This is a genomic window from Mesorhizobium sp. J428, from assembly GCF_024699925.1.
Taxonomy (GTDB): Bacteria; Pseudomonadota; Alphaproteobacteria; order Rhizobiales; family Rhizobiaceae; genus Mesorhizobium_A.
The window spans coordinates 21,155-44,367 of record NZ_JAJOMX010000002.1; the positions used below are offsets into that span (position 1 = coordinate 21,155).

The window sequence follows — 23,213 nt, forward strand, 5'->3', positions numbered from 1 at the left end:
GAGCGCCAGTGGGCGCGGATAGTGTTTGTCTGCATGTCCTGCTCCCTGTTGGCGTGAGCCAATTATAGCAGGAAGCGCGGCGCGTGTTATTACAATGAACATACATTGTAATAACAGCCGATGAGCGGTATCCTCCACTCAGTGCCGATTCTCAGGAGAATGTAATGTCCGAAGTGTCAGAAGTCACCATCACGTTCCGCGTTCCGCGCGATCTTAAGGATGGTTTCGCCAAGATCGCCAAGAACAACCATCGGAATTCGTCCCTGCTCTTGCGCGATTTCATGCGCGAAACGGTCGAATCCGGCGGCCGAAATGTCGCTCCGCTCACCGATGCTCAGCAACTGGAAAGAGCGCGGGCGGTTGCCTACGGTCAGGCCTCGGCCGCGCTTGAAGGCTTCCCCGTCTCTCCCGAAGCGGCAGACCTCGGCAAGCGCTTTGTCTCTGGCCAGATCGAGTTGAGCGAATTCGCGGCCGCCAGCCACGGTGCCGGCCGTGGCCGCTGAAACCGAGCGGTCGGAGCTTCGCGAACGCCTTGAGGGTTTTCATACCTCCAAGCGGCTGACCGAGCTTTACCTCTCGCCTGTCGGGGGAAACTTCGACAGCGCGCATCTGCGCGAAATCAATCGCCGGATCTTCCAGGACTTGCCCGCGGCCGGATTTCCCGAAGTGAAGCCCGGCCAGTTCCGCGAGCCGGCTCCGGCAGGCATGGATTGGGTGAAGCATCGGCAGCTGGACGGGCTGAATGTTATCTCCCACGTCGCCTACTCGCCGATGGACAACGCCTCGATCGCGCGTCTCGACGACGCCCTGCAGCAGATCGACGTTGCCAAGCTGTCGCGCCTCAAGACAACACCCTTCGTCCGCGCCATCGGACGCCTTTATTCCGAACTCGACTACATCCATCCGTTTCCGGATGGAAACAGCCGCACGCTTCGCGAATTTACCCGCGAGCTGGCCGAGGCCTGCGGCTACAACATCGACTGGACCCGCTTTGCGGCCCATCCGAACGGACGCAACCTGCTCTACGTCGGCCGAGACCTGGCTGTGAACGAACTGGCGATGCCGCATCTGCGCAACGACCAGACGCGGCGCAGCGTGGCATTCACTCAGGACCAGCTTGCGGGGAACCGCGACCTTACCGACCTGCTGCGCGATGCCGTGCTGCCGGGCCGCGCTATCGCCTTCCGGAAGCTGCGCGAGCCTGCAGCTCTTGCCGCCTTTCCGGAACTCGCAACCGCCTTCGAGACAATGCACAAGGCCGAGGCCTTCAGCCGCGAGAAATATGCAGACGATGCCGGACAGCGGCGCGAATTCATGGACGCCGTGCGTAAGACGGTCCTTGAACGCCTGGACGCCGGACACACGAATGATTTCGGGATGAAGAAGAACAGGCCGCAGGAGGCGGAACGCGTCCGTTCCCCTCCTTCGGGAGAACGCGACAGATAAGAAAAAGCCGACAGGTCGCACAACCTGCCGGCTTTGGCCACCATCGAGTGATTGAGGACTGCAATGATGACGAAAAACCACTCTAGCACAGGTGTACTAGACCGATCCAGTTACGTTGACCCGCACGCCGAGGAACGCAATCGGTATTACCGCGAAATGATCGCGGAAGGGTTTCTGCCGGAGGACGCCCGGATGATCGCTGACAAAACGAATTACAACATGCGGACGAGGCAATCGCCCGAAGCACGAGAGCGAGAGCCGGTCGCCATCGGCGACTTCTTCGGCCATGTGCCGAAACCCAAGCCCACTTCAAAGCGCACGCAGACCAAGATCGACGCGCAGATCGCTATCGACGCCCGTGCCGACGCGGCCGACAAACCGAAACCGCGCAAGCGTGTCGCCGAGAAACCGGTTGTAGCTGTCTACGACTACAACCGCTACGAAGACCTGCCAGCGCGTGTCCGCGACCTGATCGAGGCGTATCTCGCCATCGAGAAGACCGACGCCAAGGCCGCCGGCTCCCTCGGTTTTATGACCCGGGCCCTCGCCATTGCCACCCTGCCGCACAAACGCGTGCAGGATCACCGGTTCATGCGCAAAAACGGCGATTTCACCCTAACCATGCTGACAGCGCATCCCGATGGCCTCCCCTATGGCACCCTGCCCCGCCTGTTGCTGACCTGGGTATGTTCGGAGGCGGTTCGCACGGGCGAGCCCGTCCTATCCCTCGGCCCGACGCTCGCCGCGTACCTGCGGGAGCTGGGCCTCAAGAACACGGGCGGCGCCCGTGGCGACATTACGCGGCTCAAGCACGCAATGACGACGCTATTCAGCTCGATCATTTCCTGCCGTTACGAGGGCCGCGACTCCTGGGCACTGCAGAACGTGCTGCTTGCCGATCGCGTCGAATGGTGGCAACCGCAGGACCGCGAAGATGCGGGCGCTTGGCAATCGAAATTGCACCTGTCGCGCCCATTTTTTAAAGAGTGCGTCGATCACCCGGTTCCGGTCAATCTGGTCGCGATGAAAGCACTGCGCCATTCGCCGCTGGCGCTCGACATCTATGTCTGGATGACGCACCGCATGTCATATCTGTCCAAGCGCACTGTGATCCCGTGGTTCTCGCTCAGCGCGCAGTTCGGCGCTTCCTACGCTCAGAATGATCAGGGCCTGCGGGACTTCAAGCGCGCATTCCTGCGCGAGTTGAAACACGTCGTCACCATCTATACCGAAGCCCGAATTTCCACATCGGAACACGGCTTGGTGCTGTATCCCAGCCCGACCCACGTCCCGCCGAGAATCACGAAACAGCAAGCCATTTTGCCATTCCTCGACTAACCGTTGGTGACGGTCGCGGCGCGATCGCCGGCGAGATCCGTCACCAACAGCACCGCGGCCGCCTCCGGGCGGCCGTTTTGTTTCTTGGTGACCGGCGCAGCGCCTCGATGCGCTACAACTGTCACCATGGCGCTTGACAGCGCGGACGGCGCGCATCCGCAAGACAGAATCAGCGCTACATTTCCAGTCGCTTATTCGGGTCGGCTCCGGCTGAGGGCGGAATCCTACGTTAAGGGATTTCTGGTCTGAATTGGATAGCAAGCGAGTGATTTTGAGCGCTTTGTGGTAGTTTTGGCGGCATGGATGACGTTGATATCGATAGAATTGATGATGCGGTTTTGGGGCTGCTGTGGCTGACGGTGCATGACGAGCGGCGAGCCTGGAGGGGGCATGACTGGGATGCGTTGGATCGGTTGCACCGCAAGGGGCTGATTGCCGATCCGGTCAATAAGGCGAAATCTGTCGTTCTGACGGATGAAGGGTTGAAGCGAGCGGAGGAGCTTTTCCAGATCTTGTTCACCTCCCCAAAATAGATTGCCTGCTGCCATTTTTTGGCCATCTGTATTCGCCGGTCAGCAGGATGTGCGCCCATCCAAGCGGCGAGATATGGGAGAGCAATTCTAGCGGTACGGGGAGGCCGGCATTGCTACGTTGCGCGACGGCCTGACCAAGATGCACCGTGTTCCAGTAGATGATGATGGCGGCAAGCAGGTTGAGGGCGGCGAGGCGATAGTGCTGGCCCTCAGTCGTTCGGTCGCGGATTTCGCCTTGCCGGCCGATGCGCAAGGCATTCTTGAGCGCGTGATGCGCCTCGCCCTTGTTGAGGCCGATACGAGCCCGCCGCTGCATGTCGGCATCGAGGATCCATTCTATGATGAAGAGCGTACGCTCAATGCGGCCAACCTCACGAAGGGCGAGCGCGAGATCGTGCTGGCGCGGATAGGATGCGAATTTTCGCAGCAACTGACTCGGCGGCATGATGCCGGCGACCATGGTCGCGGCGCTGCGCAGGATGTCGGGCCAGTTCGAGACGATCAAGTCTTCCCTGACCCTGCCGCCGACCAGGCCGCGCAACTCGCTCGGTGTCCCGGCGGGGTTGAACACATAAAGGCGCTTCGATGGCAAATCCCGGATATGGGGGATGAAGCGGTAGCCGAGGATCGAGGCGGTGGCGAAGACATGATCGGTGAAGCCGCCGGTATCGGCATATTGCTCCCATGCGCGTTGGCCGGCCTCGTTCATGAGCAGTCCGTCGAGAATGTAAGGTGCCTCGCTGACGGTTGCCGGAATGAGCTGGGTTGCGAAAGGGGCAAACTGATCTGACAGGTGCGTATAGGCTTTCAGGCCGGGATCGTTGCCGTATTTGGCGTTGACGAGATTCATCGCCTCGCCCTGTCGGGCGGTCGGGAAGAACTGACCGTCGCTGGAAGCCGAAGTGCCCATTCCCCAGAATTGGGCCATGGGCAAACGCCCCTGGGCCGCGACGACCATGGCGAGAGCCTGGTCGATGGCGTCGCTGTCGACATGCCAGCGCGACAGGCGCGACAATTGCCAGTAGTCATGGGTATTTGAAGCCTCGGCCATCTTTCTCAGTCCGAAGTTGAGGCCTTCGGCAAGCATCACATTCAGCAAACCGATTTTGTCCTGACAGGGTGCGCCGGTGCGAAGATGGGTGAAGGCATCGGCAAACCCCGTCGCCGCTTCAACATCCAGTAGAATGTCGGTTATGCGCACCTCCGGCATACGCCGGTAAAGATCGAGGATCAGCTCGTCGGCATCCTTGGGCGCCACTGCTGTCAGGCGTTCCATGTGCAGGACACCGTCCTCGATGCTGCCGAGCGGAAGGGTCCCGGTTCGGGCAGCTTTCGCCAGGCGTTTCAGCCCGTCCGACATTCTGGCCTTGCGATCGGCAAGCCACGCCTCGGCTTCGAATGGAACCGCCAATCTTGCCGTGGCCTGGGCGGCCGCCATCGGCACCAGTGCCTGTTTGAGATCGGCATAGCGGCGTGAGTGCGCAAGCCAGACATCGCCGGAGCGGAATGCGTCGCGCAAGTGAAACAGGACCGCCACCTCCCACAAACGATTGTCGCCTTCGTCTTGCGTTTTGAGATGCCGGTTCCATTTGGAGGTCGATCGCAAAAAAGCTGTAGGCAGTGACGGTGGATCGCATTTTCCCCTGACCAGGGCAATCGCCTCCATGAGCGGCGTGGCCACGGCGGCCGCCTTGATATCCAGCCTGCGCAGCATACGCGGCGCATAACGCCGGAAGCGATGAAAACCTTGCGTGACATGGGCCAGCGGATCGGCGGCAAGTGTATCGGTGAGTTGCGAGGCAGTGGCGACCAGTTTCTCCAGTTCCGTCCAGCCTGGTGATGTGGCGATCGCCGCTTCCAGGGAGGTGCCGTCGTCTCGCGCTTCGAGCATCACCATGCCGAGACCGGAAAAGGCCCGCAAGGTATCGGTTACGGCGGTCCTGGCATCTGCGGCTCGTCCGTCGCAGAGCCGTTTGGCTTCCTGCCAGGTTTTGCCGACGATTCGATCATGGGTTTCGACAATGGCATCGGCGGTCGCGGCGGCCCATTCCACCGCGCAGACAGCGAGTGTAGCCAGACGCCTGTCTGTGCCAATATCGCGCAAACCATCGGTGAAATACCGCTCACCCTGTCGGCGGAGCCGAGCAACCCGGTGTGGCGGAACACCGGCCAGCACCTGTGGGTCGAGAGCGAGGTTTTGCAGGAATTCGAGCCTGTCGAGCAAACGATTGGCCATGGCCGAATTGTCGCCGGTCTCGATTTTGCGCAACCAGATGAAGCGGCTGATGTTGCCCTCGACCATTTCCGTCAGCAGCGCGTTGAGCTGGTCACGCATGGGTTGATCAAGACGCTCGGCAATCCTCATCTCGATCCGGCGCTCGGCTTCCACCAGAGCATCGGCGCACAACCGCTCGATCGTCGTGATTGCCGGAAGAATGATCTGGGTTTGGCGGCATCGTTCGACAAACCGGCGCACGAGGTCCTCGTTTGAACGCGCGTCTTCGGCTTGAGTGGCAAGCCAGTCCCGCAGTTCCTGGGCGCCACGACCGGCAAAGCTCCTGTAGCTGTAGATCGTACGCAACGCGGCCAGATGCTCATGGCGTGTTTCCTCCCGCGCCGCGTATTCGGCCAGGTCCCCGACGCTCAGCCCAAGCTGCGCTGCCAGAAACCGGGACAGCTCTTGCGGGATAAGCTCTCCAGGGGACAGCAGCCGACCGGGATAGCGCAGGGCACACAGTTGCAGGGCAAAGCCGAAACGATTGCGCGCTCGGCGTCGCTCCCGAATATGGGTGAGATCGTCATCGGACAAAATGTAGTGCCGCAACAGTGACGCTTCGTCCGTCGGCAGATCAAAGAGTGCGGAGCGCTGTCGCTCGGTCAGAATTTGGCGTCGAGGCATAAACAATCGTCCCTCTTGAACATTAGTCTGTTTTGGACAAAAATCGGACCAGCAAAATCAACGGCTTGCAAGGGCAAAATCCAAAGGGGTTCTATTGGGACAGCGCGCCGCCATCTACTGCCGCGTTTCGACCGCCGACCAGTCCTGTGAGCGGCAGGTCGATGAACTGACCGCGTTCGCGGAGCGCGGCGACTATGAAGTCCTCGGCGTCTTCAAGGAAACCGCCTCCGGAGCATCGGCAAACCGGACTGCCCGCAACCGGATCATCGATCTGGCCCAGGCCAGGCAAATCGATGCCGTCCTCGTGACGGAACTGTCGCGTTGGGGCCGTTCCACACAAGACCTGCTGAACACACTCGACAAACTGGCCGGCTGGAAGGTCTCGGTTGTCGCCATGAGCGGCATGACCTTCGAACTCGACACACCGCACGGCCGCATGATGGCGACCCTGCTCGCCGGCATCGCTCAGTTCGAGCGCGATCTTCTGAGCGAGCGCGTGAAATCAGGCCTGGCCGCAGCAAAGGCACGCGGTAAGAAACTCGGCCGACAATCTGGACAACGTCCTAAATCCGATCGGCTCGCACCGAAGGTCATTGCGTTGAGCGCCGAAGGTCGCAGCTACCGATGGATCGCTCGCGATCTCGGCATCAGCAAGAATACCGTCGCGGAGATCGTCAAGCGCCGCAAGTCTTCTGAGGCTCCACAGGTGGAGACCGCATTATGACCAAGCCAGTAAGACTGCCTCGGCCCGATCCGTATCGCAAGGCGCGCTTCAGGGAAATTGCCCGGGAAATCGTTGCGAAAGACCGCTACAATCGAAAATACGGTCTGTCCGTCGATACGGCGGGCGCAATCGCCAATGCGCTTGAGAGGGCCTACCGGGAAGGCATCAACGGCGGCGAAAACAGGCCCGCTCCCATAATCGAATATCCAGACAACGGGCCAATGGATTGGGCGTTGATACCGCCACGTCCAAGAAACGCGTTCTGGAGCATCTGCCTGTTCACGCTTTCGCGCGGCGACAGGCCCGCCCGAGGCGGACGCCTTGTCCCTGCCATCACCGAACGCGGAACATCGGGATGGATGCTTGTCGTGCCCGGGCACACCTATGAAAAGCAATTCGGTGACAAGACGGTCGCACCGCTCGTACGTCTTGGCCTGCTTGAGGCTGATGACGATGATCCTGCACACCGGGTCGTCTCGAAACGTGGCGAGGAAACCTGGAGCCAATTCGTCCAGAGAGGCGGTCAGTTCCCGGAAGACCTGACCAATCTCTAGCCCTATTCAGAAAGCTATTCCATGTCACAAGAAAACCATCGGATCGCCGCCGCCATCGATCTGCGAATGCGACAACTGGAAAAGCAGGGCATTCAAGGAGCGGCGGTCGTCCATCATATGCTTGGCTATATGCAGGGTCTTCAGCAGATTTACGACACGGCTTCGGACAAGGTGCTGTCGAACCTGTGTCAGCGCTATCCGGGCTTCTATCGCTATGCGGATATGATGGAGTCCATGTCCGAGAGAAATCAGCAAATGATCGAGGCGGGAACGCACCCCTACCGCGATCTGCCTGAACTTCCCGAGAAGCTGAAGCGGAGCTTGGCTGCATTGATGGCCAGTGCGGCCGATCTCGAACGTGCCTTCCAGTCTGCCGTGGATTGCGGTGACTTCGCCCGTCACGTCGACCAACTCGACAGCCTGAAACGGCAATGGGGCGCGGATTTGCAGCGCCTGGTCGAGTTGTTTCGCTCTTCAGACGTTGCTCCCCAAAGCCAACTCATCGTGCAAAGCGCCCTCAAAGCCATGGCTGAGCGAATTAATCGGCTCGGGTGAGCAATTGGTGAGCAATCTGGTCCCTGAAGCCGCCGCTAAACGTAGGACATTGATAAAACCCTTAACGTAGGATTCCGCCCTCAGCCGGAGCCGACCCCTTATTGGCGCAATTTCCCATGCGGTTTCGTCGTTCACCGCTCTATCCCCGTGTCCCGAGGCGCGTGCCCTGATCGTAGCCGCGTCGCTGCCGGCACAAAGGTAGCTTCGCCAACGCCTACGCTGCGCTTCTGGCGTCGCCTTTGCGCTCTGCAGCTCGATCCGCGGCTGATCCCCGGGCAACGGCTCAGGGCTCTCGGCGAAGCAGCGGAAATCGATGGACGGTTCCGTCCTGGTCGCCTGCAGCCGCGACCTATGACGGCAGAGAGCCACTGTTCCGGCTAAGGCAACTCGCAAAGCAGCGGAGCAAAAGCGGTCTGCAGTGAGAAGCTGGTCGGTCTCGAATCCCTCGCAAAAACGAGGGGTTGACATTCCGATAAGTGGTGACACAACATCGCCAAAATATGCTATTGTGGCGTTGTGTCGTCACCATTCCGAAACGACGGCAAAGGAGGAGGTATGAAGTTCTTCGATGATCTGGTGGTGGGTTTCGCGACGCGTGTGATCCGTGGCGCGTTGGCGGTCGGAACTGTGTTCGTCTATGTCCAGGCGGCGGGCCTATTTCTGCTGCTGGCTGGCGCGGTGGTGCTGGCCGTCTACTACGCCGGCCGCCTCGCCCTGGGAATCTAAGCCATGAGCACCCCGACCTACGCTGAAATCGCCGCCAGCTGGGATATTTGGATCGAGCACGTCGACACCGACGCCACAATGACCGCCGAAGAGTTCGACGCGATGAGCATCGAAGACAAGGTTGCGCTTCAGGTCGTGGCGTTCGGCGCGGAGATCCCCTCGCCTACCGAAAGGGCCGCTGTCGTGGATCGGGAGCGGTAATCGCCATGGCCCGACCTCTCGCCCAGGAGATGAGGGTACAGGGCTCGCTTACCGGCGAGCTGCAAAACCTGATCTATGACCTGCTGCCAACGCTCGAAGAGCTTGAGGCCAAGTACGTCGACCTCGTAGGTCAGACTGCGAAACTCAAAGCTGCCGGACTGATCTACGCAACGGAGTGGTGGCGGCCGGACGGCAATGGCGCCCCCCGCTACCTCTATCTGCTCTACCCACAGCAGCCCGGCCAACCGCGACGCCGCGACTACGTTGGTGCGGACGACGACAAGATCCAGGAAGCGCGGGAGAGCATCGCCAGGGCCAAGCAATTCGACACGCTGACTGCGGAGGCGCAGCAGATACGAGAGAAGATTGAGAACGCAGCCGAATTCCTCGATCAAGGCTGCGCCGTCCTCAAGGGCAAACCGCGCTTCATGCTACGCCGACGGCCGTAGTCAATACTGTTAAGCGCTGCCCTCCGCAGGCCCGGCTACCGCCGGGCCTTTCACATGGTCCCTCGGCAGCCACTGCCATATCGCAATCATGGCGATAAGCGGTGGGTAAGTCTGTGCATAACCCTGTGGATCAAAGACGTTATCCACGCTGAAATTGTCTTGTGTGCAATCTCTTGGATTCATTGCGGAAAACACGCTTGTCCACAGAAACTGACGCTGAAACACTCTTATGCCCAGACGCTGAAACAGTCTTGCGTCCGGAATCGAAAATGAGCGTTAAAGCATTGAAAAAAAAACGGATTTCGCGCAGGCGGTGAACTCTCCCTATATTGATTCAGATTTACCTATATCTATACCTGTAGCTAGAGCACTTCAATCAACCACTCCCCCAGCTAGAAGCTCACAACAACACCTACCCTCCGCGCCTTCGGCGCTCCGCCCCGTCGCCATTGGCGACGGCCTGTCGGCGGCAAGCCGCCTCCAATAGCGTGCCCTACGGGCACTGGTCTACTACTTGATCTTCCATCAACCACCAGAACTCACACTTCCAACGTCGAGCCCGGCAGAACCGCCGCAATGGCTTTTGAAAAAAATGGGGGCGACCGTTGAGTTTTAAGTGGCTCAAATCGGCTCGCATTCGACCGTGGAAGGCGCTCTAGCGCATCAGGTGGAGCGAAGCGGCCGCCGGCGCGGTCACGCTCCTAGGGCCTCCCAGGCGCTTTTGGTGCGATTTGTCTTTTCGGGGCGGCGCTGCGGTTTTGCAGCTCGCTTTTCAGCCCGCGCGAATTGGCGGTGAACTGGCGAAGAAGATGGAAAAATCCCCTCGATTTTGGATGCTCAGCCCACGGAAACTGTTTTCCGGATTGTTGTCTAGTTGTTGTCTGTTTGTTTTCCCTTCTGTTATACTTGATTCGCGGCGAATTCCGTCGCTCCATCGGAGAAATCCATGCAAAGCAATACCTTTGCCGGCCGCCTCGCAGACGCGCCGGCTCTGCGCAGAACGGCATCTGGCGCCGTCTGCAGGTTCACGCTGATTTCCAACGAGTACGCGGGCAAGGACGACAACAACAACAGCCTCGAACGCGCGGTGAGGGTCCAGTTCGTGGCCTTCAACAAGAAGGGCGAAGCCATCGCCGAAAACTGTCGCAGGGGCGATCAGCTGATCGTCCAGTGGTCGTTGCGCAACAACGACTACCAGGACAGCAAGACTGGCGAGACCGTCTATGGCTTCGATTTCCGGGTCGAAGATTTCGAATTCGGTGCGCCGGGTTCGATCAAGCGAGCCGAGCTGCAAGAGCGCCAGGGCGCAAACTGAACCATGACGCAAGGGACAGTGCCACAGATGGACGCCGTGCAGTTCGCAGCTGTAGCGGCGTCGTGTCGATGGTCCAAAAAATCGCTGGCCATCGCGCGCCACATTCTCGTGGATGGTGTTTCGCTGCCGGAAACGGCGGCGAAACACGCCGTTACGCCGAAGCACGCTCGCGTGCTTCTGGCGCGGTTTAAGGAGAAGGCCGAGCGAATGGCCGAACGAATGACCGAGCGGAAGCGGCTCGAAGCATTCATGCAAAAAGAGCAGCCCAAGCTGGCGGTGCACCCCCTCACCTCTTTTCTCAACGACATGCAGACCCTTCGCGAGAAGGGTTACACCTTCGCACAAGTCGTCGCCTACCTCAAAACCAACGGCGTGACGACTTCGGAGACGACAGTTCGCAATTTCCTACGGAGCAACGGATGAAAACGATTGTCCTGGCCAATCAGAAGGGCGGCGTCGGCAAAAGCGCCGTCGCCTGTCAACTGGCTTATTTTTTTAGCCAGCCGATCAACCAACCCATGAACAAGCGCGTCCTGGTGATCGACCTCGACCACCAGCGCAACACCACCAAAGCGTTGAGAACCGGCGGTTTTTGCGTCGTGTCCGCTACGACCAGCAGCAAGCTCCTGACCGACCCGAAAGCCGACATCGAGCACGCTGAATTTGTCTTGGTCCCGGGCGATGGCGACTTGCTCAAGATGGAAAAGAAGGCGGCGGAACACAACGCCTACGCCTCGAATCTTCTGGCGTTCCTGGCTCGCGTTGCAGACAGTTTCGATGTCTGCATCATCGACACGAACCCGAATCCGGACATCCGCCAACTGTCTCCGCTCGTCGTCGCCGATTACGTGCTCGCGCCGATCGAACTCAACCAGGAGGCCATCGATGGGATCGGCGACCTGTTGAACCACGAAAATATCGGCATCCGGCGAATTCAGGCAACGCTCAACAAGAAGCTGAAATTCCTCGGCATCTTGCCAAACAAAGTGGAGCCGACGCCGTTCCAGCGCGACAACTTCCGCGCCCTTTCCACGGCTGCCCCGAAATACCTCATCGCAATGTCGCCCGGCTTCGCTGCAATCAAGAAATCGACAGCGATCGCCGAGGCGCAAGCGGCCGGCGTGCCGGTGTGGCGGCTCGGCAAAACGTCCGGCCGCGACGCTTGGCGCGAAATGCGCCCCGTCTTCGACAAAATCGCACAACTGATGGAGGTTGCATAATGGCGCTCGACCTTTCTGCGCTCGATGAAGCGCCCCCTACCCCGGCCACCGCCGCCGGCGAGCCTTTGATGATCCGTCTCGCCGACATCGAAGTCGATCCAAACCAGCCGCGAAAGTCGTTCGATCCGGTCAAGATGGCCGAAATGGTCGCTTCCGTGAAGGCGCGCGGCGTTAAGTCGCCGGTTTCGGTGCGCCCTCACCCGGACAAGCCCGGCAAATGGATCTTGAACTACGGCGAGCGTCGCTATCGTGCTTCGATAGACGCTGGCCGCGAGGAAATCCCCGCTTTCGTCGATCAGCAGCACGACGACTACGATCAGGTTATCGAAAACCTGCAGCGCGAAGACCTGCGGCCCATGGAACTCGCACTGTTCATCAACCGCAAAAAGAAGGACGGTGACAGGAACGCGAAGATAGCCCGGGAACTCGGAGTCGATGCGTCGTTCATCACTTACCATCTGGCCCTGATCGACCCACCGGCCGCAATCGAAGCGCTCTATGCGAGCGGCCGCTGTACGTCGCCGAAAATTCTCTATGACCTGTCTACGCTTCACGGCAAATACCCCGACGAAGTGGATGCATGGGTGGAGCAAGCGGAAGAGGTGACGCGGGCGGCCGTGTCCGCGCTTTCCACCTCGCTCAAGAATGGTACGAGCCAAGAACCGCCGCAGCCGCCGAACGGCAGCGGTATCTCCGGCGGCGGAAACCTTGGAATGTTCCAAGGTTCCGGCCCTGATGGCGGCCATGGAGGATCAGCCACCGTGGCTAAGGACGAAGGCAAACCGGCCAAGACAAAGCCGGGTGCAAGTGCTGACGGCAGGGGCAACAACGGGGAAGGCGGTGAGGGCGGCGAACCTCCCGAGGAAGGTCGCACCAGCTGGCCGAGGGGGAAAGTCGCGTCCGACCCGACGCTGATGCGCAAGCCATTGCTGCTGGTGACCATCGACGGTCGAAGCGCTGCCATCCTGCTGAATCGCAAACCGACTTCGACGGGTCTGGTGCATATTCGCTACGAGAACGGCGAGAACGCGGAAGTCTCCGCCGCGGACTGCGTCATCGAAAGCCTCAGCGAGGAAAACGGGTGAGGGCGGTTCTCGCCGCCTTCGCCCTGGTACTAGCGCTTCCGGCAGCAAGCGCTAGTGCCGCCGGACCGGATGAGGTCTGCGACCTGCATTTTTCCGGCGGCGCGATCCTACCTGCCGTCCCGGTTGCCAAGACAGTTGCAGCGCAGGCGACCGGGCTCGCGAACCGCGACGACGCAGGCCCGGGGCTGCTGTTTAGTTGGCCCAAGGCCGAACCTCGCGTGTTCTGGATGCGGGACACCCATTTCCCGCTGACCGTTGGCTTTTTCGGCGCAGACGGCGTGCTATTCGCCCAGGCGAACATGCAGCCGATGACCGACACCTACCACTTCTCGGTGAGCCCGGCGGCCGACGCGCTCGAACTCGCGCAAGGTCAGTTCGAGCGGCACGGCTTTCGAATCGCCTCAAAAATTTTTTTTTGTAAGTGCCCCCCCGCGCCCAAAAACCCCCCAAAAGGGGGGGGCCAAAAAAAAAAAAAAAAAAAAAAAAAAACCCCCCTCCCCTTTTTTTTTCTCCCCCGCGGGAGGGGGGGGGGGCGCCCCCCCCCCCCCCCCCCCAAAACACAACCAAAAAAACCCTAACACAAAAAAAAAAAAAAAAAACCCACCCCCCCCCCCAAAAAAGAGGGGGGGGGGGGAAAAAAAAAAAAAAAAAAAAAAAAGGGGGGAAGGGGGGGATAAAAAAAAAAACGAAGGCCGGTAGAGTACGCGCGTACAGCGCTCCTCTGGCACCCTGTCGGGTGCGTATGACAGGCCCACAATGACCACTGAGAAGCCGAACAGCCCCTATCTCAATCTCTACCTCGGCGAACTGAAAGAGCCGTGGGAGGCCTATTGCGCCGCGCGCAATCTCAAGCCCGGCGCTGCCATCCGCGCAGCCATCCAGGCACAGTTGAAAGCAGCACGGCCGCCGTATGACTCGCAGCCCTTGGCCGCATCGCAGGCCCCAGCGCAGGCCGAGCCGCGCAGGCGTTACGAAATCACCTTGATCCCTTCCGAAATGGACGCCATCCGCCGCAGGCTGGACGGCAAGCGCACTCCGCGCGATTGGATTGCGGCCGTGATCCGCGCCGCCCTTACTCGTGAACCTCAGTTCGGCGACGCCGAGGTCCAAGTCCTCGCGAACTCCAATTACCAGCTGCAGGCGATCGGTCGGAACCTCAACCAGATCGCTCGCAGGCTCAACGAGCGCAAGGCGCAGGACTTTCCCGCGAGGCGCGTCGCGGACATTGAGCGCACCATCGCCCAGCACACCGAGGCCGTCACCGCCCTCATGCGCGCCTGTCAGGAGCGCTGGCCCCTCGCATGAGCGCGTCGATTGACCATTGGCTTGACGAATTCGGAGCCGAGCTAGACCCGATCTATTCGCGTGGCCGCCATGTCAAAGCGCCCCGTAAGGCGCCCGGCACAGGCTCCAAGGCGAAGCGCGGTAAACCCACGGGGCCGGCGACCAGGGAAAGTCGGCGCGCAACCCTTGAACGGATTGCGCGGAAGTCGCCGGAAGTCATGGTCAAAATCACCGGGGGCGGGCGAAACATGCGTCAAATCAAGGCGCACATGGATTACATCTCGCGCAACGGTCTTGTGGAACTCGAAGACGAGCAAGGGCTCGCCTATCTCGGCAAGAAGGATGTCCGCAGCGTTCGCGATACATGGCGCGATGGCGGTCATTCCATTCCCAGCGACGGCGACGACGGGCCGCGCGAGGCTTTCAACATCATGCTTTCAATGCCTCCGGGTACCCCGCGGGATGAAGTCAAGGCGGCTGTGCGTGCCTTCGCCGCTGATGAGTTCCAGGGCTTCCAGTACTGTTTCGCCGCTCACAACGACGAGAAACATCCGCACGTCCATTTGACGGTGAAGGCAACCGCCTTGGACGGTTCGCGGCTCAACCCGCGCAAGGGCGATTTGCATCGCTGGCGCGTGAAGTTCGCCCAAGAGCTTCGCGACAGAGGCGTTGACGCCAATGCTTCTCCCCGCAAGGCTCGGGGCGTCGTGCGGAAGGCACAACGCCAGGCATTGATCCGAATCGCCGAACGTGGCGGTCAATCGCGCGTCGCGCGTACGCAGGAAGACCAAGCGAATCGCGAGGCGATGGGGAAGGGCGCTCATCCCAATCCTGCGCAAGACAGAATCAGCGTGACGCGCAAGCGCGTCCTGCTGGGGTATGGGCAGATGGCAAAGGCGCTGGCGAGAGGGTCCGCCAACGATCGCGCGCTTGCCGTCAGCCTCGTCGACCTGGTGCGAGCTATGCCCGCACCAACCACCGCGCACGAGGCGCGCGTAGAGGCCGCCAGAGCGGCCATTGCGGAGCGCCAAGGGCAAAGAGAGGCCGCACGCGGCCGCGAGGGCCAGAACCGCGCCTAAGCGCGCCTATTGCGGGCTGCGCCATCTTTTTTCGACGCCAATAGCACCTTCGGGCCGGCTGCCCCGCCCGTGCGTTCGACTGCGCCATACGTTCGTCCGACCTCGCAGTCGCGCAAGGGGCGCTTCGCTCAAGCCCTTGCCCGCCTGCTTTCCCGGGTCGGACGTATCGAGGCGCTACGTCGAAAGCACTCAAGAGCGTGGCATCAACACCAACCCCGAAGGAGGGAACCATGGCAACGCAAACGAAAAAGTCGCAGACCCCGAAGAAGGCCGCCAGGGCGGCATCCGAAAAGCCGTCTCTTGCATCTAAGAGCGTGGTGGGAGCGGAGCAGAACGCAGTCAAGGGCGAGGCTAACCCGGAGATCGTATTCATCCCGGTTTCCAATCTGGTCTGGTCGGCGCGGAACGTGCGCAGGGCACCGAGTGGCGACGTTTCCGACCTGAAAGCGAGCATTGCGGCGCTGGCTGGCCGCTTGGTGCAAAACCTCGTGGTCGTGAAGGAAGGCGAGGGGTTCGGCGTGGTGGCGGGCGGGCGTCGGCTCAAGGCGTTGATGGAACTGGTGGCGGAAGGCGTTTTGAGCGCGAGCCATGCAGTGGCGTGCGTCGTCGTGGACGATAGCGAAGCGGTCGAATTCAGCCTTACCGAAAACCTGCAGCGTGAAGCGATGCACCCGGCGGACGAGTGCGCGGCATTTCTGGCCCTGACCGAACAGGGCAAGTCTCCGGATGCGGTCGCCGCGTTCTTCGGCGTCGAACCGGCATACGTCAAGCGGCGTCTAGTGCTCGCATCCGTGGCTCCGGCGGTGTTCGAGCGGTTCAGGGCAGGCGAAATTGACCTCGATCAAATCATGGCGCTGACCCTCACCGACGATCATGCGTTGCAAGAGAGCATCGTTGGCAAGGGTCGCGTGCCGGGGGCGCACGAAATCCGCCGCCAACTGTCGCAAGCCAGTGTGCGGGCGAGTGACCGGCGGGCGAGGTTCGTCACGGTGAAGGCCTACGAAAAGGCAGGCGGGGCGGTGCATCGCGATCTTTTCGCCAATGCTCGCGACGACATGGACGATGGTCAGGTGGAAGTGGTGCTGCTGGACGCCGGGCTGTTGGAACGGCTCGCCATCGAAAAGGCGGCAAGGCTCGGCGCGGACGAGCAGAGCAAGGCAGGCGGGGCGTGGGTGGACGTGGTGCTGAATTACGAGACTTACCACGATCAGGGCTATTCGCGTGCGCCGTCGGTGCTGCGGCCGGAAACCGAAGCCGAGGCGGCGGAGCGGGCGCGGCTGGAAGCCGAGCATGAGCGTCTTGAACAGGCCTATCAGAAGGAAGACGACGACGAAGCCAGCGAAGCCCTCTATGCGCAGCAGGAGGAAGTTTCCGAAGCACTGGACCGGTTGACGGAAGCCCGCAGCGGCGAGCATCCCGACATTGCCCGCCTTACCGGTATCGTCGTGAGCCTCGGCCATGACGGCAAGGCGCGGTTCCATCATGGCCTGATCCGTCCGGGCGACAAGAAGGCCGCGCAGCAGATCGCGAAAGGCGGTGAAGCAGGGGAGGGCGGTTTGGGTGCTGCCAGCAATGGCGGGTCGGACCAGACCGAGCCGCAATCGCTTGTGCAGGAACTGACCGCGATCCGCAGTGCCGTCATCCGCGACGCGCTCGCGAAGAATGTGGACTATTCGTTGCGCCTGCTGGCGTTCCAGCTTTGGGGATCACTGGCGCGTCACTGGACCGGTTCCCAGCTGCACATCAGCACGACCGCATGCCATCGCGAACTGACCCGACGCGTTCCCGCGATGGAGGCTCCGATCCACATCGAGCAGGAGCAGCGCGCCGAAACGTGGGCCGAAAAGCTGGGCGGCGGCATGGAGGAGGACGACTTCGACGCGGCATGGGCTTGGTGCCTCGCTGCCGATCAGGCCGAAATCCTCGATCTGCTGGCCTACTGCACGTCCTGCTGTTTCGATGACGTGCGCCAGTTCGTCGGGAACGACGGAGGCCGCAGCCGGGTCATGCTGTCGGACCTCGGGGCGAGTGTTGCCGCGCACTGGACGCCCACGGCGGACAACTATTTCGGCAAGCTCAAGAAAGGGCCGCTGATTGGTCTGCTGGGTGAGCATGCGCCGGCCGGTGCCGACAAGGCGAAGCGTGCAGCCCTCGCGAGCGTCGCCGAGGACAAGCTCGGAAATGCTGGCTGGATGCCGGAAGTCCTGTTGCCGCTGGCCAGCTGATCCGGCGAGCAGGGAGCCAAGAGGCCGGGGAACCCCGGCCTCTTCATAGCTTGTGTCATTGGGCAACAGCGCCATCAGGGCGGGCAAAAAAAGAAACCCCGGCGAAAGCCGGGGTTTCGGTTGTGCTGCGTTTGGTGACGCAGGCGGCGCGATCGCCGGCGAGATCCGTCACCAAACTTCAATGGCCGCCGCCCAGCCAGTAAACGCCGCCGGCATTTCCGCCGGTGTTCTGGCTGCGGTTCCGCAGCTCGGCGTTGTATCTGGCCAGGGCGGCGTCGTAGTCGGCCGCATCGACCCAGAAGCCACCATTGTTCGGGTCGCCCACGTAGCGGGCGACTGTGCCGTTCGTGTGGTCGGTGTAGCCGTGACTTCCGTAGGCGGCGCAGTGCGACGGCAGGGTGTTGCGGATGTAGGTCGGGCGATCGTCGTCCCGAGGACGCCACACGCGCATCGAGGCGTTCAGCGCGGCCGCGTCGCAGCGACCGGCGCCGTTGGCGATGGAATCGACGAGCGACCGCATGTTGTCGTCCTGCGACGCGCTCGGGCACAGGTTCAGGAAGTTCTTGCGCGCTTTGATCGTGTCCGAAATGCGCCGCGCATCGATGCTGAAATACCGCCGGATCGAGGGAGCGCATTCGCTCGGCTGCTGCCCGGTGGACAGGCAGAGGATTGCTTCGCAAGCCAGTTTGGTGTCGCCGGTGAACATGCCTTCGGCCTTCGCCGGCGAGGCCAGGCCGGCGATCGCGATCGCGAGCGCGAGCAGGGTGCCGATTACCGTCTTCATCAGTCATTCTCCTTGGTGGTTGCCGCAAGGCTCACTTGCGGATGATTTCGATGTCCACGCGCCTGTTGAGCGCGCGACCTCCCGAATAGTTGTTGCCGCCGATGGGATCGGCGGCCGACGCGTAGTTCACGCTGATGACCCGGGCCGGGACGCCCTGATGGATGAGCCAGTCACGCGCGGCGGCGGCACGCCTGGCAGCGATCGTCTCGTCACCCGCGCTCGGGCGGGCGGCATCGGTGCGGCCACGCACTTCGATCCGTGCATAGCCGTCGCCCAGCAGCGACCTCAGCGCGGCCGCTTGCTGTCGAGTCGGCTGGAACGTCGACCTGTTCCAGGGGAAATGCACCGACACGGTTCTCGACGCCGGCGCGACGGCATCGACCTTGTGCGCAGGCTCTACGGCCGCAGGTGCTTCCGGAAAAACCTGCAGCGCCAGCCCTCGCACGTCGGCGGTGCTGTTGATGTCGACGCGCTTTCGGCCGCTCACATTCGGCGGCTTCGGCGCAGAGGCACATGCGGCCAACATCGAGGCGATGACCGCGGCCAGTATTGCGGAATGGATCTTCACGTTGGTCTCCGAGATAGATGGTGGTGACGCCGGCGGCGCGTCGACGCGCTGCAGTTGTCACCAAACGGAAAGGGCAGGGGTGGTGACAGGGGATGCGCCTTGATCGGCGATCCCCGTCACCAAATGCGCTAACGGGTGCGCTCCGCTCGACGCTCGACCTGCGGCCGGGTCTTATCTGCGCCGTGATCCTTCGACGGCGCGCTGTGGTCGACACCTGGACGGGCGGGAGCCGCCCGGCCTTGTCTTCACGGTCGATGCGAGCGTTGAGCGCGTCAAGCGCGATTTGCCTCGCCTCGGGATCTTTCACCTTTTCGGCGACTACGGCCGCGGCGACAGACTTGACGATTTTCGCCCGGTCGCTGTCGGGCGCCTTCGCGACCTCCCAGCTGTTGCGATGCGTATTGACCGGTTCGCGACCGATGGCTTTGCCTTGGGCGTCACGTTTCACGGCATCTACCGTCACCGGTTCATTGCCACGGTAGCTGATCGTGATCGCGTCGCCACGCTGTGCCGCGCTTTCCCTGATCGACCGGGCCAGATCCTTGCCCCAAACAGTTTCGTCGCCCTTGGCCGTGGCCAGCGTGACGAAATAGCTCTGGTTCTCCTTCGGGTCGTTCCGGTAGGGCGCGGCTCCATGTGCCACCAGAAGGCCCGTGAAGGCCTTCAGAGCGTGTTCCGTAGCGCTTTCTGTTGCCGCGGCCCGTTCGTGTCCCCTCCCGGTCTCCTGTGCCCTCTCCGGGGCCTTGGCGGGGGATTTCTCCGCATTTGCGTCAAGCCCAGGCTTGGAACGCTCCGGCACGCGCTCGATCCCGTTGCGCTCCTGTCGCTCGCGTAGCGCCTGCAGATCCTTCAAGTCCTGGTCCTGCGGCTTGTAACCCCGAACTTCCAGCCCGCGCAGGCTCGCTTCGAGCCAGACCTCGCGCCGGAAGTCCGGATGACCGGAAACCGAAATGGTCTTCCAGCCCTTGGCTTCCGCCATCGTCGCCATCGCCCGCGCCACGCGATCATCGTTGGAAGCGGTCTTGAGGGTATCGCCAGCATCACGGAACGCGATCTTGCCCGGCTGATCCTTGAACCGGTATTCCGACCCATGGACGCGGAATTGCGCATGCAGCTGTTCGCTCAGCTCGATCCGCCGATTCTTTTCATGTTCCGTCATCGTCAGCGGTGCGAAACTCGGTTTGCGGCCCGCCAGCTCGTCGAGATCGTTCTCGTTGTCGCGGCGCTTGGCGTCCTGAGCGAGATTGCCGACGCGCAGCCGTTCGGTCTCGATCGCATCGCGATCACGCTCGCGCAGACGTTGGGCCGCCTGCAGCGCTTCGTCGACGTCGACCATATCGCGGGTCCGCACCCGGTCCGGTCTGACCTGGTTTGGCTCTCGCTCTTCGATCAGTTCGCGGAAGCCGGAACGGACGTGATATTCCGCCACGCGTTCGCCGCGTCGTTTCTCGTCCGGCGAATAGTCGGCTGCGAAATCGCCGATCTTGTTATCGAGGACGCGAAACTGCGGGCCCTGCTGAAACAGACGATGCGCCTCATGGGCGTCGTCTGTTGTCACGAGGTCGCGGTAGAGCCCGTCAGACTGGCGGATCTGAACGGTCCACTGTCCGGCGGCCGCGTCTTGTACCGCAGGATGGCGGCTCTGCATTTCCTGGACGAAGGACGCCGCGCGGTCGCCCTGAGACTTCGCCGTCTCGCGAGCCTCCCGTTCGGCGGGGCTCAAGCCATAGGCATTCGCCAGCGACTCGCCCGACAGGGTTCCGCGAAGGTTGCCGCCCGCCAAGCCGAGATCCGATCGTGTGAGGATCTTCTCGGCATTCTCCTCGCCGACTATGCCCTCCAGTTCCGCGGGCTTGATGCCCTTGAAACGCGCCACTTGCAGGCCGGCCAGATGGAAAGACAATGTGAATGAATCGTCGTCGCCCTTCTCCTGGCGCTCGAAACGCAGGGAAGTCGCCGGCATGTCGTTGATCATCGTGACCCCCCAGGCTGGCACAGGGCCAGCCTGGGGGGCGTCGTTTGTCGTCGTCGCCATGGTGTTTACCTCACCGCTCGATCGGGGCGGATTCGCGCGACTTGCTCTTGTCCGGCGCTTCCTGCCTCTGCTCGGCCGGAACAGCAGCCCGCTCCATGGCCGTGTCCATCACATTGCGAAGATGGTCCATGAACGTCGTGCGCTGTTTCGGCGACGAGATATTTTTCTCGGCGTATTCCTGCGCCGTGGCCATGATCCGCTCTGCGGTGTTCTGCCGGCGTTCGGAGGCCGAGGCCGCACGCTGCTCGGACTCCTTGTCCGGATTGAACGGGGCATGGGGTCGGCTCCGGCTGAGGGCGGAATCCTACGTTAAGGGTTTTATCAATGTCCTACGTTTAGCGGCGGCTTCAGGGACCAGATTGCTCACCAATTGCTCACCCGAGCCGATTAATTCGCTCAGCCATGGCTTTGAGGGCGCTTTGCACGATGAGTTGGCTTTGGGGAGCAACGTCTGAAGAGCGAAACAACTCGACCAGGCGCTGCAAATCCGCGCCCCATTGCCGTTTCAGGCTGTCGAGTTGGTCGACGTGACGGGCGAAGTCACCGCAATCCACGGCAGACTGGAAGGCACGTTCGAGATCGGCCGCACTGGCCATCAATGCAGCCAAGCTCCGCTTCAGCTTCTCGGGAAGTTCAGGCAGATCGCGGTAGGGGTGCGTTCCCGCCTCGATCATTTGCTGATTTCTCTCGGACATGGACTCCATCATATCCGCATAGCGATAGAAGCCCGGATAGCGCTGACACAGGTTCGACAGCACCTTGTCCGAAGCCGTGTCGTAAATCTGCTGAAGACCCTGCATATAGCCAAGCATATGATGGACGACCGCCGCTCCTTGAATGCCCTGCTTTTCCAGTTGTCGCATTCGCAGATCGATGGCGGCGGCGATCCGATGGTTTTCTTGTGACATGGAATAGCTTTCTGAATAGGGCTAGAGATTGGTCAGGTCTTCCGGGAACTGACCGCCTCTCTGGACGAATTGGCTCCAGGTTTCCTCGCCACGTTTCGAGACGACCCGGTGTGCAGGATCATCGTCATCAGCCTCAAGCAGGCCAAGACGTACGAGCGGTGCGACCGTCTTGTCACCGAATTGCTTTTCATAGGTGTGCCCGGGCACGACAAGCATCCATCCCGATGTTCCGCGTTCGGTGATGGCAGGGACAAGGCGTCCGCCTCGGGCGGGCCTGTCGCCGCGCGAAAGCGTGAACAGGCAGATGCTCCAGAACGCGTTTCTTGGACGTGGCGGTATCAACGCCCAATCCATTGGCCCGTTGTCTGGATATTCGATTATGGGAGCGGGCCTGTTTTCGCCGCCGTTGATGCCTTCCCGGTAGGCCCTCTCAAGCGCATTGGCGATTGCGCCCGCCGTATCGACGGACAGACCGTATTTTCGATTGTAGCGGTCTTTCGCAACGATTTCCCGGGCAATTTCCCTGAAGCGCGCCTTGCGATACGGATCGGGCCGAGGCAGTCTTACTGGCTTGGTCATAATGCGGTCTCCACCTGTGGAGCCTCAGAAGACTTGCGGCGCTTGACGATCTCCGCGACGGTATTCTTGCTGATGCCGAGATCGCGAGCGATCCATCGGTAGCTGCGACCTTCGGCGCTCAACGCAATGACCTTCGGTGCGAGCCGATCGGATTTAGGACGTTGTCCAGATTGTCGGCCGAGTTTCTTACCGCGTGCCTTTGCTGCGGCCAGGCCTGATTTCACGCGCTCGCTCAGAAGATCGCGCTCGAACTGAGCGATGCCGGCGAGCAGGGTCGCCATCATGCGGCCGTGCGGTGTGTCGAGTTCGAAGGTCATGCCGCTCATGGCGACAACCGAGACCTTCCAGCCGGCCAGTTTGTCGAGTGTGTTCAGCAGGTCTTGTGTGGAACGGCCCCAACGCGACAGTTCCGTCACGAGGACGGCATCGATTTGCCTGGCCTGGGCCAGATCGATGATCCGGTTGCGGGCAGTCCGGTTTGCCGATGCTCCGGAGGCGGTTTCCTTGAAGACGCCGAGGACTTCATAGTCGCCGCGCTCCGCGAACGCGGTCAGTTCATCGACCTGCCGCTCACAGGACTGGTCGGCGGTCGAAACGCGGCAGTAGATGGCGGCGCGCTGTCCCAATAGAACCCCTTTGGATTTTGCCCTTGCAAGCCGTTGATTTTGCTGGTCCGATTTTTGTCCAAAACAGACTAATGTTCAAG

27 protein-coding genes are annotated in these 23,213 nt (G+C 61.3%); 18 read left to right on the forward strand and 9 right to left on the reverse strand.

The window, feature by feature from the left end; translation table 11 throughout:
* Window positions 1–164: 164 nt before the first annotated feature.
* The 3 genes from LRS09_RS26955 to LRS09_RS26965 all read left to right on the forward strand — a co-directional run bounded on the left by LRS09_RS26955 (window position 165) and on the right by LRS09_RS26965 (window position 2,784).
* On the forward strand, window positions 165–503 hold the full coding sequence (locus LRS09_RS26955; protein WP_257810365.1) for an antitoxin VbhA family protein: 339 nt from the start codon (window positions 165–167) through the stop codon (window positions 501–503).
* A complete protein-coding gene (locus tag LRS09_RS26960; RefSeq protein WP_257810366.1) occupies window positions 493–1,446 on the forward strand; it encodes a Fic family protein in 954 nt (317 codons plus the stop codon). Before LRS09_RS26955 ends, LRS09_RS26960 begins: the two co-directional genes overlap by 11 nt.
* Before the next feature lie 63 nt (window positions 1,447–1,509).
* Complete coding sequence (locus LRS09_RS26965; protein ID WP_257810368.1) at window positions 1,510–2,784, forward strand: replication protein RepA; 1,275 nt, start codon at window positions 1,510–1,512, stop codon at window positions 2,782–2,784.
* On the opposite strand, the gene LRS09_RS26970 is transcribed toward LRS09_RS26965, so the two are convergent.
* A complete protein-coding gene (locus LRS09_RS26970; protein WP_257810370.1) occupies window positions 2,781–2,912 on the reverse strand; it encodes a hypothetical protein in 132 nt (43 codons plus the stop codon). The two genes, LRS09_RS26965 and LRS09_RS26970, sit on opposite strands and share 4 nt — an antisense overlap.
* Window positions 2,913–3,083: 171 nt before the next feature.
* Here LRS09_RS26970 and LRS09_RS26975 point away from each other — a divergent pair, with 171 nt between their 5' ends.
* Entirely contained in the window at window positions 3,084–3,317 is a 234-nt protein-coding gene (locus tag LRS09_RS26975) for a DUF6429 family protein (protein WP_203197002.1), read from the forward strand.
* Here the strand turns inward: LRS09_RS26975 and LRS09_RS26980 are convergent.
* Window positions 3,301–6,216: a Tn3 family transposase gene (locus LRS09_RS26980; protein WP_257810371.1), complete on the reverse strand. Its 2,916-nt coding sequence runs from the start codon at window positions 6,214–6,216 to the stop codon at window positions 3,301–3,303. The genes LRS09_RS26975 and LRS09_RS26980 overlap by 17 nt on opposite strands.
* A 94-nt stretch (window positions 6,217–6,310) precedes the next feature.
* Between LRS09_RS26980 and LRS09_RS26985 the strand changes: the two genes are divergently transcribed.
* From LRS09_RS26985 to LRS09_RS27050, 14 genes are all read left to right on the forward strand, one after another.
* On the forward strand, window positions 6,311–6,940 hold the full coding sequence (locus LRS09_RS26985) for a recombinase family protein (protein ID WP_203197004.1): 630 nt from the start codon (window positions 6,311–6,313) through the stop codon (window positions 6,938–6,940).
* On the forward strand, window positions 6,937–7,494 hold the full coding sequence (locus LRS09_RS26990; RefSeq protein WP_203197005.1) for a hypothetical protein: 558 nt from the start codon (window positions 6,937–6,939) through the stop codon (window positions 7,492–7,494). The genes LRS09_RS26985 and LRS09_RS26990 overlap by 4 nt, the downstream gene beginning before the upstream one ends.
* 21 nt (window positions 7,495–7,515) lie before the next feature.
* Complete coding sequence (locus LRS09_RS26995; protein ID WP_203195501.1) at window positions 7,516–8,049, forward strand: hypothetical protein; 534 nt, start codon at window positions 7,516–7,518, stop codon at window positions 8,047–8,049.
* A gap of 555 nt (window positions 8,050–8,604) precedes the next feature.
* Window positions 8,605–8,775 (forward strand): hypothetical protein, encoded by a 171-nt coding sequence (locus LRS09_RS27000; protein WP_257810339.1) that lies wholly within the window; start codon window positions 8,605–8,607, stop codon window positions 8,773–8,775.
* A 3-nt stretch (window positions 8,776–8,778) separates the two neighbouring features.
* The gene (locus LRS09_RS27005) at window positions 8,779–8,976 is read left to right on the forward strand and encodes a hypothetical protein (protein ID WP_257810372.1); all 198 of its coding nucleotides are present in this window, start codon (window positions 8,779–8,781) and stop codon (window positions 8,974–8,976) included.
* 5 nt (window positions 8,977–8,981) lie between these two features.
* Window positions 8,982–9,425: a hypothetical protein gene (locus tag LRS09_RS27010; RefSeq protein ID WP_257810373.1), complete on the forward strand. Its 444-nt coding sequence runs from the start codon at window positions 8,982–8,984 to the stop codon at window positions 9,423–9,425.
* Between the two features lie 946 nt (window positions 9,426–10,371).
* Complete coding sequence (locus LRS09_RS27015; protein ID WP_257810342.1) at window positions 10,372–10,740, forward strand: single-stranded DNA-binding protein; 369 nt, start codon at window positions 10,372–10,374, stop codon at window positions 10,738–10,740.
* Window positions 10,741–10,767: 27 nt separating this feature from the next.
* Entirely contained in the window at window positions 10,768–11,163 is a 396-nt protein-coding gene (locus LRS09_RS27020) for a hypothetical protein (RefSeq protein ID WP_257810344.1), read from the forward strand.
* Window positions 11,160–11,960, forward strand: a complete 801-nt coding sequence (locus tag LRS09_RS27025) for a ParA family protein (protein WP_257810374.1) — start codon at window positions 11,160–11,162, stop codon at window positions 11,958–11,960. The genes LRS09_RS27020 and LRS09_RS27025 overlap by 4 nt, the downstream gene beginning before the upstream one ends.
* Window positions 11,960–13,045, forward strand: coding sequence for a ParB/RepB/Spo0J family partition protein (locus LRS09_RS27030; protein ID WP_257810348.1), 1,086 nt, complete (start codon window positions 11,960–11,962; stop codon window positions 13,043–13,045). Before LRS09_RS27025 ends, LRS09_RS27030 begins: the two co-directional genes overlap by 1 nt.
* Window positions 13,042–13,623, forward strand: a complete 582-nt coding sequence (locus LRS09_RS27035; protein ID WP_257810375.1) for a DUF192 domain-containing protein — start codon at window positions 13,042–13,044, stop codon at window positions 13,621–13,623. Before LRS09_RS27030 ends, LRS09_RS27035 begins: the two co-directional genes overlap by 4 nt.
* Before the next feature lie 178 nt (window positions 13,624–13,801).
* The gene (locus LRS09_RS27040) at window positions 13,802–14,350 is read left to right on the forward strand and encodes a MobC family plasmid mobilization relaxosome protein (protein ID WP_257810350.1); all 549 of its coding nucleotides are present in this window, start codon (window positions 13,802–13,804) and stop codon (window positions 14,348–14,350) included.
* Window positions 14,347–15,408 (forward strand): relaxase/mobilization nuclease domain-containing protein, encoded by a 1,062-nt coding sequence (locus tag LRS09_RS27045; RefSeq protein WP_257810351.1) that lies wholly within the window; start codon window positions 14,347–14,349, stop codon window positions 15,406–15,408. The genes LRS09_RS27040 and LRS09_RS27045 overlap by 4 nt, the downstream gene beginning before the upstream one ends.
* Before the next feature lie 230 nt (window positions 15,409–15,638).
* Complete coding sequence (locus LRS09_RS27050; RefSeq protein WP_257810376.1) at window positions 15,639–17,633, forward strand: ParB/RepB/Spo0J family partition protein; 1,995 nt, start codon at window positions 15,639–15,641, stop codon at window positions 17,631–17,633.
* A 178-nt stretch (window positions 17,634–17,811) separates the two neighbouring features.
* On the opposite strand, the gene LRS09_RS27055 is transcribed toward LRS09_RS27050, so the two are convergent.
* From LRS09_RS27055 to LRS09_RS27085, 7 genes are all read right to left on the reverse strand, one after another.
* Window positions 17,812–18,417 (reverse strand): TrbM/KikA/MpfK family conjugal transfer protein, encoded by a 606-nt coding sequence (locus LRS09_RS27055; protein WP_257810356.1) that lies wholly within the window; start codon window positions 18,415–18,417, stop codon window positions 17,812–17,814.
* Window positions 18,418–18,448: 31 nt separating this feature from the next.
* Complete coding sequence (locus LRS09_RS27060) at window positions 18,449–18,667, reverse strand: OmpA family protein (protein WP_374684941.1); 219 nt, start codon at window positions 18,665–18,667, stop codon at window positions 18,449–18,451.
* The gene (locus tag LRS09_RS27065; RefSeq protein WP_257810377.1) at window positions 18,627–20,960 is read right to left on the reverse strand and encodes an LPD7 domain-containing protein; all 2,334 of its coding nucleotides are present in this window, start codon (window positions 20,958–20,960) and stop codon (window positions 18,627–18,629) included. Before LRS09_RS27065 ends, LRS09_RS27060 begins: the two co-directional genes overlap by 41 nt.
* A 70-nt stretch (window positions 20,961–21,030) precedes the next feature.
* Window positions 21,031–21,213, reverse strand: coding sequence for a hypothetical protein (locus LRS09_RS27070; protein ID WP_257810359.1), 183 nt, complete (start codon window positions 21,211–21,213; stop codon window positions 21,031–21,033).
* A 181-nt stretch (window positions 21,214–21,394) separates the two neighbouring features.
* Window positions 21,395–21,928 (reverse strand): hypothetical protein, encoded by a 534-nt coding sequence (locus LRS09_RS27075; protein ID WP_203195501.1) that lies wholly within the window; start codon window positions 21,926–21,928, stop codon window positions 21,395–21,397.
* A gap of 21 nt (window positions 21,929–21,949) precedes the next feature.
* Complete coding sequence (locus tag LRS09_RS27080; protein WP_203197005.1) at window positions 21,950–22,507, reverse strand: hypothetical protein; 558 nt, start codon at window positions 22,505–22,507, stop codon at window positions 21,950–21,952.
* Window positions 22,504–23,133: a recombinase family protein gene (locus LRS09_RS27085; RefSeq protein WP_203197004.1), complete on the reverse strand. Its 630-nt coding sequence runs from the start codon at window positions 23,131–23,133 to the stop codon at window positions 22,504–22,506. Before LRS09_RS27085 ends, LRS09_RS27080 begins: the two co-directional genes overlap by 4 nt.
* Between the last annotated feature and the right edge of the window lie 80 nt (window positions 23,134–23,213).

Excerpts from the sequence above, each read along its gene's own strand:
- LRS09_RS27015 (WP_257810342.1), top strand. The coding sequence starts at position 10,372 with ATGCAAAGCAATACCTTTGCCGGCCGCCTCGCAGACGCGCCGGCTCTG.
- LRS09_RS27045 (WP_257810351.1), top strand. The coding sequence starts at position 14,347 with ATGAGCGCGTCGATTGACCATTGGCTTGACGAATTCGGAGCCGAGCTA.
- LRS09_RS26965 (WP_257810368.1), top strand. The coding sequence starts at position 1,510 with ATGATGACGAAAAACCACTCTAGCACAGGTGTACTAGACCGATCCAGT.
- LRS09_RS27065 (WP_257810377.1), bottom strand. The coding sequence starts at position 20,960 with ATGATCAACGACATGCCGGCGACTTCCCTGCGTTTCGAGCGCCAGGAG.
- LRS09_RS26955 (WP_257810365.1), top strand. The coding sequence starts at position 165 with ATGTCCGAAGTGTCAGAAGTCACCATCACGTTCCGCGTTCCGCGCGAT.
- LRS09_RS27030 (WP_257810348.1), top strand. The coding sequence starts at position 11,960 with ATGGCGCTCGACCTTTCTGCGCTCGATGAAGCGCCCCCTACCCCGGCC.
- LRS09_RS27020 (WP_257810344.1), top strand. The coding sequence starts at position 10,768 with ATGGACGCCGTGCAGTTCGCAGCTGTAGCGGCGTCGTGTCGATGGTCC.
- LRS09_RS27010 (WP_257810373.1), top strand. The coding sequence starts at position 8,982 with ATGGCCCGACCTCTCGCCCAGGAGATGAGGGTACAGGGCTCGCTTACC.
- LRS09_RS27055 (WP_257810356.1), bottom strand. The coding sequence starts at position 18,417 with ATGAAGACGGTAATCGGCACCCTGCTCGCGCTCGCGATCGCGATCGCC.
- LRS09_RS27025 (WP_257810374.1), top strand. The coding sequence starts at position 11,160 with ATGAAAACGATTGTCCTGGCCAATCAGAAGGGCGGCGTCGGCAAAAGC.
- LRS09_RS27080 (WP_203197005.1), bottom strand. The coding sequence starts at position 22,507 with ATGACCAAGCCAGTAAGACTGCCTCGGCCCGATCCGTATCGCAAGGCG.
- LRS09_RS27000 (WP_257810339.1), top strand. The coding sequence starts at position 8,605 with ATGAAGTTCTTCGATGATCTGGTGGTGGGTTTCGCGACGCGTGTGATC.
- LRS09_RS27040 (WP_257810350.1), top strand. The coding sequence starts at position 13,802 with ATGACCACTGAGAAGCCGAACAGCCCCTATCTCAATCTCTACCTCGGC.
- LRS09_RS26980 (WP_257810371.1), bottom strand. The coding sequence starts at position 6,216 with ATGCCTCGACGCCAAATTCTGACCGAGCGACAGCGCTCCGCACTCTTT.
- LRS09_RS27075 (WP_203195501.1), bottom strand. The coding sequence starts at position 21,928 with ATGTCACAAGAAAACCATCGGATCGCCGCCGCCATCGATCTGCGAATG.
- LRS09_RS26990 (WP_203197005.1), top strand. The coding sequence starts at position 6,937 with ATGACCAAGCCAGTAAGACTGCCTCGGCCCGATCCGTATCGCAAGGCG.
- LRS09_RS26970 (WP_257810370.1), bottom strand. The coding sequence starts at position 2,912 with ATGGTGACAGTTGTAGCGCATCGAGGCGCTGCGCCGGTCACCAAGAAA.
- LRS09_RS27050 (WP_257810376.1), top strand. The coding sequence starts at position 15,639 with ATGGCAACGCAAACGAAAAAGTCGCAGACCCCGAAGAAGGCCGCCAGG.
- LRS09_RS26995 (WP_203195501.1), top strand. The coding sequence starts at position 7,516 with ATGTCACAAGAAAACCATCGGATCGCCGCCGCCATCGATCTGCGAATG.
- LRS09_RS27070 (WP_257810359.1), bottom strand. The coding sequence starts at position 21,213 with ATGGCCACGGCGCAGGAATACGCCGAGAAAAATATCTCGTCGCCGAAA.
- LRS09_RS26975 (WP_203197002.1), top strand. The coding sequence starts at position 3,084 with ATGGATGACGTTGATATCGATAGAATTGATGATGCGGTTTTGGGGCTG.
- LRS09_RS27005 (WP_257810372.1), top strand. The coding sequence starts at position 8,779 with ATGAGCACCCCGACCTACGCTGAAATCGCCGCCAGCTGGGATATTTGG.